Annotated in this window: 7 protein-coding genes and 1 pseudogene; 3 read left to right on the top strand and 5 right to left on the bottom strand. The window is 65.4% G+C overall.

The features are described from left to right. The 5 genes and pseudogenes from JHD07_RS13075 to JHD07_RS13055 form a co-directional block, all read right to left on the bottom strand. A pseudogene (locus tag JHD07_RS13075) lies at positions 1 to 476 on the bottom strand (VWA domain-containing protein); the annotation flags it as partial. 140 nt (positions 477 to 616) lie between these two features. Then, on the bottom strand, positions 617 to 1,540 hold the full coding sequence (locus tag JHD07_RS13070) for a MoxR family ATPase (RefSeq protein WP_291622694.1): 924 nt from the start codon (positions 1,538 to 1,540) through the stop codon (positions 617 to 619). A 62-nt stretch (positions 1,541 to 1,602) separates the two neighbouring features. Continuing rightward, a complete protein-coding gene (locus JHD07_RS13065) occupies positions 1,603 to 2,409 on the bottom strand; it encodes a xanthine dehydrogenase family protein subunit M (RefSeq protein ID WP_291622692.1) in 807 nt (268 codons plus the stop codon). A gap of 27 nt (positions 2,410 to 2,436) precedes the next feature. Next, positions 2,437 to 2,922 (bottom strand): (2Fe-2S)-binding protein, encoded by a 486-nt coding sequence (locus JHD07_RS13060; protein ID WP_014494194.1) that lies wholly within the window; start codon positions 2,920 to 2,922, stop codon positions 2,437 to 2,439. A gap of 135 nt (positions 2,923 to 3,057) precedes the next feature. After that, positions 3,058 to 3,504: a carbon monoxide dehydrogenase subunit G gene (locus tag JHD07_RS13055; protein ID WP_291622668.1), complete on the bottom strand. Its 447-nt coding sequence runs from the start codon at positions 3,502 to 3,504 to the stop codon at positions 3,058 to 3,060. 168 nt (positions 3,505 to 3,672) lie between these two features. Between JHD07_RS13055 and JHD07_RS13050 the strand changes: the two genes are divergently transcribed. The 3 genes from JHD07_RS13050 to JHD07_RS13040 all read left to right on the top strand — a co-directional run bounded on the left by JHD07_RS13050 (position 3,673) and on the right by JHD07_RS13040 (position 6,412). After that, positions 3,673 to 5,028: a 3-carboxy-cis,cis-muconate cycloisomerase gene (locus tag JHD07_RS13050; protein WP_291622666.1), complete on the top strand. Its 1,356-nt coding sequence runs from the start codon at positions 3,673 to 3,675 to the stop codon at positions 5,026 to 5,028. Between the two features lie 99 nt (positions 5,029 to 5,127). Beyond that, positions 5,128 to 5,910, top strand: coding sequence for a 3-oxoadipate enol-lactonase (gene pcaD / locus JHD07_RS13045; protein ID WP_291622664.1), 783 nt, complete (start codon positions 5,128 to 5,130; stop codon positions 5,908 to 5,910). A gap of 109 nt (positions 5,911 to 6,019) precedes the next feature. Continuing rightward, positions 6,020 to 6,412, top strand: coding sequence for a carboxymuconolactone decarboxylase family protein (locus tag JHD07_RS13040; protein ID WP_291622662.1), 393 nt, complete (start codon positions 6,020 to 6,022; stop codon positions 6,410 to 6,412). Positions 6,413 to 6,485: the final 73 nt, after the last annotated feature.

Raw genomic sequence — 6,485 nt, 5'->3', positions numbered from 1 at the left:
CGGAGCGCCTCGGCGATCTCGGCCGCGCTCATCTGCGCAAAATCCTTCTTCTGGAGGATCTCCTTGTCGGAGACCGACAGGCGCAGATCCTGCTCCTGGCGCTGCTGCGTCTCGGTCATGCGCGGCTGCGACATCGCCTCCTGGACGCGACGGGCGCCCGCCTGGGGCTTTTTCCTGGCCTCCTCCGGCAGGGGCACGGAATCGAGCATGTGCTTCCACTCCTCCGAGGCGCGGAAGAACAGGTTGAAGGCCTGCTTGAAGATCAGCGCATGTTCATGCCGCTTGACGAAGATCGCCTCCAACGTCGTGAAGACGTCGGCGCGGTTGCCGATGTCGATCACCTGGAGCGCGCTCATGGCATCGATCACGGCGCCCGGCCCGACCGGCATCCCGGCGGAGCGCAGCGCGCGAGCGAAGCCGACGATGTTGTCGGCGAACTGCTCGGTCTTGTCAGGGGAAAGGTGGTTGATGGCCATGGTCCGTATCCATCCCCTCGTCATTCCGGGGCGATGCGCAGCATCGAGCCCGGAATCCATTTATCCACCAACTCTGCGGCCCAATGGATTCCGGGTTCGCGCGACGCGCGCCCCGGAATGACGAGCTCAATTGACGCGCGTCAATTCTCGCTCGTCGCTTCCTTCAGCACCTTCTGCAAGGTATCGCCCTGCATACGGGTGATGTCGTCCTGGTATTTGAGCAGCGCGCCCAGCGTGTCACCGACCACTTGCGGGGTCAGCGAGCGGGCATCGAGCTCCGACAACGCGGTGGCCCAGTCGATGGTCTCGGCGACACCGGGCGACTTGTAGAAGTCCTGGTTGCGCAGCGCCTGGACGAAGCGCACCACCTGCTGCGACAGCTTCGCGGAGATGCCGGGCACGCGCGTCTTGACGATCGCAAGCTCGCGCTCGGCGGCGGGATAATCGACCCAGTGATAGAGGCAGCGCCGCTTCAGGGCGTCGTGGATCTCGCGGGTGCGGTTGGAGGTGATGATGACGATCGGCGGGTGCGGCGCCTTCACGGTGCCGAATTCGGGGATGGTCACCTGGAAGTCACTGAGGATTTCGAGCAGGTAAGCCTCGAACGCCTCGTCGGCGCGGTCGAGCTCGTCGATCAGCAGCACCGGCGGGCCGGCGACATCGGGCTCCAGCGCCTGCAGCAGCGGCCGCTTGATCATGTAGCGGTCGGCGAAGATGTCGCTCGAGAGCTGGTCGCGGTCGGTGTCACCGGCCGCTTCCGCCATCCGGATCGCGATCATCTGTGCCGCGCTATTCCACTCGTAGACCGCCGAGGAGACGTCGAGGCCCTCATAGCACTGAAGGCGGATCAGCTTTCGCCCCAGCGCTGCCGAGAGCACCTTTGCGATCTCGGTCTTGCCGACGCCGGCTTCGCCTTCCAGAAACAGCGGCCGGCCCATGCGCAGCGACAGATAGGTCACAGTCGCCAGCGACCGTTCGGCGAGATAGCCGCGCGATGTCAGGAGTTCGAGCATCGCATCGACCGATGCCGGCAAAGCACCGGAAGAACTGGTCGCTGAAGTCATAAGGAAGCCAGTCTCGCTACGCCCTCGCCAGGGACAGGTTTGGATCGAGGAATGAGCTCAGCTCATTCCTTGGCATTGGCGGCGTCGACGGCGCGCCGCGTCAGCACACCGATGAGGTGCGCGCGGTATTCGGCGCTGCCATGGATATCGCTATTGAGGCCTTCTGCCGGCACGGTGATGCCCTCCAGCGCCTTCGAGGCGAAGCGCTTCTTGAGGGCCTCCTCGAATGCAGTGACGCGAAACACGCCTTCGGAGCCGGCACCGGTAACGGCAACGCGCACGTCCGACGGACGCCGCGCCACGAACACGCCGACCAGCGCGTAGCGCGAAGCCTGGTTGCGGAACTTGATGTAGGCGGCTTTCTTCGGCAGCGGGAACATCACCTTGGTGATGATCTCGTCGGCTTCGAGCGCGGTCGTGAACAGGCCCTGGAAGAACTCTTCCGCCTTGAGACGGCGCTTGTTGGTGACGATGGTGGCGCCAAGCGCAAGCACCGCGGCCGGATAGTCCGCGGTCGGATCGTTGTTGGCGAGCGAGCCGCCGATCGTGCCCTTGTGACGCACGGCGGGATCGCCGATCTGGCTCGCGAGATTCGCCAGCGCCGGGATCGCCTCGCCGACGATCGCCGAGCTCGCGACCTCGGCGTGCTTCGCGGTGGCGCCGATCACCAGCGAGCGCCCCTTCATCTCGATCGCGTTGAGCCCCTCGATATGGGAGAGGTCGACCAGATGCGGGGGGCTGGCGAGGCGCTGCTTCATGACCGGAATCAGCGTGTGGCCGCCGGCGACCAGCTTAGCGTCCTCGTTCTTCACCAGGAGGTTGGCCGCCTGGCGAACCGTCCCAGGGCGATGATATTTGAATTCGTACATCTGAATGTCCTGATCGCGGGATTCGCGTTACGCGAGGTCGGATTTCGCCATCGCCTTGGCGCCGGCGGAGATCGAGGCGACGATGTTCTGATAGCCGGTGCAGCGGCAGAGATTGCCTTCCAGCTCCTCGCGAATCGTGTGGTCGTCGAGCTCGTGCCCCTTGCGATGCACGATGTCGATCGCGGTCATGATCATGCCGGGCGTGCAGAAGCCGCACTGCAGGCCATGGTGCTCACGGAAGGCTTCCTGCATCGGATGCAGCGGCGCGCCGTCGGCGGCCAGCCCCTCGATCGTCTTGACCTCGTGGCCGTCGGCCATCACGGCAAGCGTGGTGCAGGACTTCACGGCCTTGCCGTCGAGATGCACGACGCAGGCGCCGCACTGCGAGGTGTCGCAGCCGACATGGGTGCCGGTCAGCCGCAGATTCTCGCGCAAGAACTGCACCAGGAGCGTGCGGGGATCGACATTGGCCGTCACAGGATTGCCGTTCACGATGAGGGAGATTTTTGCCATAAGCACTCTCTATCAGCGCCCCGACGGGTCCCGTCGAAGCGGTTCTTATAATTATTCCAGCCCATCATATGGGCCATTGTCCCCTGGGGCAACATCACCCCGGACGCAAGCCGCCATGCCGAAAGGCGATAGGTTTCAGCCTTGTACCGCCTTGGCAAAGTTCGCGAAAAATTCGTCGGCCAGCTTCTTGGCGGCGCCATTGATGAGGCGCTGGCCGAGCTGCGCCAACTTGCCGCCGATCTGCGCCTCGACGTCGTAGGACAGCAGCGTGCCGCCGTCCTTCTCCGCGAGCTTGACCACCGCTCCGCCCTTGGCGAATCCGGCCACCCCGCCCTCGCCCTCACCGGAGATCTTGTAGCCGTTCGGCGGGTCGAGATCGGACAGCGTGACCTTGCCCTTGAAGCGCGCGGAGACCGGGCCGACTTTCATCTTCGCCGTCGCGCGAAAGCCGCCGTCGTCCGTCTTCTCCAGCTCCTCGCAGCCGGGGATGCAGGCCTTCAGCACCTCGGGGTCGTTGAGCTTGTCCCACACGGCCTCGCGCGGCGCCGCAAGCTGGACTTCGCCGTTCATCGTCATGGCCATGAGGTCTCTCCCGGATTCCGCAACTATAGTGCTGATCAAGTAACGCAGGGACGCGACAAAGGAAAGGGCGGGCCAGGACGTGCCATGCATATTCGCAACTGCAAAAAGACATGTGTCGGCGGTTGGGGATTGGCACAGCCGGGCCGTGGTGATTAGGTCGCGTGCAACATGAGCACATCCCTCTCCCCCCTGCTCGCGCCGATGCTGTCGAGCCCAGCCATGCGCGCGGTCTGCGACGACCGGTCTACCCTGCAGAACATGCTCGATTTCGAGGCAGCCTTGGCGCGCGCCGAGGCCGCCACGGCTGTGATTCCGGCATCCGCCGTCGGCCCGATCCAAGCCGCGTGCAAGGCCGACTCCTTCGACATGGCCGCACTGGCCGAGGCCGCGACGCGATCGGGCAATCTCGCGATTCCCCTGGTCAAGATGCTGACCGCCAATGTCGGCAAGGCCGACGCGGAGGCTGCGCGCTACGTGCATTGGGGCGCGACCAGCCAGGACGTCATCGACAGCGCGACCATGCTGACGCTTCGCGCCGGCATTGATGCATTGGATGTCGACCTCAGCCGCGCCATCAAGGGCTTCGCCGCACTGGCGCGCAGCCATCGCAACACCGCGATGGTGGCGCGGACCTGGCTCCAGCACGCGCTGCCGATGCCGTTCGGGCTGAAGGCGGCGGAATATGCCGCGAGCCTCGCCCGCGCCCGCTGCCGCCTGCGGCGGCTCGCGCGCGAGGGTCTCGCGCTGCAATTCGGCGGTGCCGCCGGCACACTCGCCGCGCTCGGCGACAAGGGGCTCGCGGTGGCCGAACGGCTGGCGCAGGAGCTCGATCTGCCGCTGCCCGAGGCGCCCTGGCACACCCATCGCGACCGCATCGCCGAGGCTGCATCCTGCTTCGCCATTCTTGCCGGCAGCTGCGGCAAGATCGCACGCGACGTCTCGCTGCTGATGCAGACCGACGTCGCCGAGGCGTTCGAGCCCGCGGGCGAAGGCCGCGGCGGCTCATCGACCATGCCGCACAAGCGCAACCCGGTCGCGGCCGCGAGCGCGCTCGGCGCCGCCACCATGGCGCCGCAGCTCGCCGCCACGATCTTCGCCGCCCAGGTGCAGGACCATGAGCGCAGCGCCGGACCCTGGCACGCCGAATGGCCGACGCTACCGCAACTGATGCTGGTCACCTCCGGGGCACTTGCCGCCATCGTCGACATTGCCGAGGGCCTCGAGGTCGATGCAGCGCGCATGCTCCGCAACCTCGATGCGACGCAAGGGCTGATCATGGCCGAAGCGGTCACCTTCGCGCTGGCTGACAGGATCGGCAAGAGCGACGCGCATCACCTGGTCGAGGCCGCCAGCAAGCGCGCGGTCGCCGAGAGGAAACATCTGCGCGAGGTGCTGTCGTCCGATCCGCAGGTCAATGCGCACCTCTCCCCGGAAAAAATTGCGGCATTGTTCGAGCCGATGGCCTATCAAGGGGCTTCCCAAGCCCTCATCGACCGGCTGCTGGATTCACTGGATCTCTCCTGATGTCATTGCCGGGCTTGACCCGGCAATCCATCATCCTGGATAGATTCACTTTTTAAGATGGATGCGCGGGTCAAGCCCGCGCATGACGAGGAGCATGCCATGCCCATGATCGATGCCGACGGTTGCCTGCTCAACGTCTCCGTCGAGGGCCGCGACGGCGGCCCGACCTTGATGCTCTCCAACTCGCTCGGCTGCACGCTGCAGATGTGGGAGCCGCAGATGAAGGCGCTGACGCAGCTGTTCCGCGTCATCCGCTACGATCGCCGCGGCCACGGCAAGTCCAACGTTCCGCCGGGTCCTTACTCGATGGAACGCTTCGGCCGCGACGTGCTGGCGATCCTCGACGACCTCAACATCGAGAAGGTGCATTGGTGCGGCCTGTCGATGGGCGGCATGGTCGGGCAATGGCTTGGCGCCAATGCGCCCGAGCGCATGGGCAAGCTCATCCTCGCCAACACGTCCTGCTACTACCCTGATCCGACAAACTGGCACAATCGCATCAAGGCAGTGAAGGAGGGCGGCATCGCCGCCGTCGCCGATGCCGTGATCGCGGGCTGGCTGACACAGGACTTCCGCGAGCGCGAGCCTGCGATCGCCGCGAAGATGAAGTCGATGCTGCTTGCTTCCCCTGTCGAGGGTTATCTTGCCTGCTGCGAGGCGCTGTCGACGCTCGACCAGCGCGCGCTGCTGCCCAAGATCAAGAGCCCGACGCTGGTGATCGCCGGCCGCCACGACGTGGCGACGCCGATCTCGGCCGCCGAGCTAATCCGCTCCAACATTCCCGGCGCGAGCATGACCATCATCGACGCCGCACACATTTCCAATGTCGAGCAGCCGCACGCGTTCACCGATGCGGTGGTGGGATTTCTGACGCAGCGCTAACTGTTAATCACCGTCATTCCGGGGCGGCTCGGAGAGGCGAGCCCGGAATCTCGAGATTCCTGGTTCGATGCTTTGCATCGCCCCGGAATGACTGATCCGGAGAAACTCCATGGACGACCAGAAGCGCCGCGATGCCGGCATGAACGTGCGCCGCAAGGTGCTGGGCAATGCGTGGGTCGACAAGTCGATCGCGAACCGCAATGCCTTCAACACCGACTTCCAGGATCTGATCACACGCTATGCCTGGGGCGAGATCTGGACGCGGCCGCATTTCGACGAGCGCACGCGCCGGGTGCTGGTGATCGGCACAATGGTCGCGCTCGGGCAATGGGACGAATTCCGCCTGCATGTGCGCGCGGCGCTGGCCGAAGGCGGCTTCACACCTGATGACATCAAGGAGATCCTGCTGCAGCAGGCGATCTATTGCGGCGTGCCGGCCGCCAACCACGCTGTCAAGGAAGCCTCAGCGATTGTGCAGGAGCTCGGCCTGCTCGAGAGCTAGCGGCGCGGCGCTCTCGGCCGGCTTCGGCGCTGCCGTCGGCCTCTCGATCACGACCACGACGGCGGCACCGAAC

Origin of the sequence: Bradyrhizobium sp. (genome assembly GCF_016462955.1) — a bacterium.
GTDB lineage: Bacteria > Pseudomonadota > Alphaproteobacteria > Rhizobiales > Xanthobacteraceae > Bradyrhizobium.
This window is presented reverse-complemented; position numbering and strand designations above follow the sequence as displayed.

Excerpts from the sequence above, each read along its gene's own strand:
- JHD07_RS13040 (WP_291622662.1), top strand. The coding sequence starts at position 6,020 with ATGGACGACCAGAAGCGCCGCGATGCCGGCATGAACGTGCGCCGCAAG.
- pcaD (WP_291622664.1), top strand. The coding sequence starts at position 5,128 with ATGCCCATGATCGATGCCGACGGTTGCCTGCTCAACGTCTCCGTCGAG.
- JHD07_RS13060 (WP_014494194.1), bottom strand. The coding sequence starts at position 2,922 with ATGGCAAAAATCTCCCTCATCGTGAACGGCAATCCTGTGACGGCCAAT.
- JHD07_RS13055 (WP_291622668.1), bottom strand. The coding sequence starts at position 3,504 with ATGGCCATGACGATGAACGGCGAAGTCCAGCTTGCGGCGCCGCGCGAG.
- JHD07_RS13065 (WP_291622692.1), bottom strand. The coding sequence starts at position 2,409 with ATGTACGAATTCAAATATCATCGCCCTGGGACGGTTCGCCAGGCGGCC.
- JHD07_RS13050 (WP_291622666.1), top strand. The coding sequence starts at position 3,673 with ATGAGCACATCCCTCTCCCCCCTGCTCGCGCCGATGCTGTCGAGCCCA.
- JHD07_RS13070 (WP_291622694.1), bottom strand. The coding sequence starts at position 1,540 with ATGACTTCAGCGACCAGTTCTTCCGGTGCTTTGCCGGCATCGGTCGAT.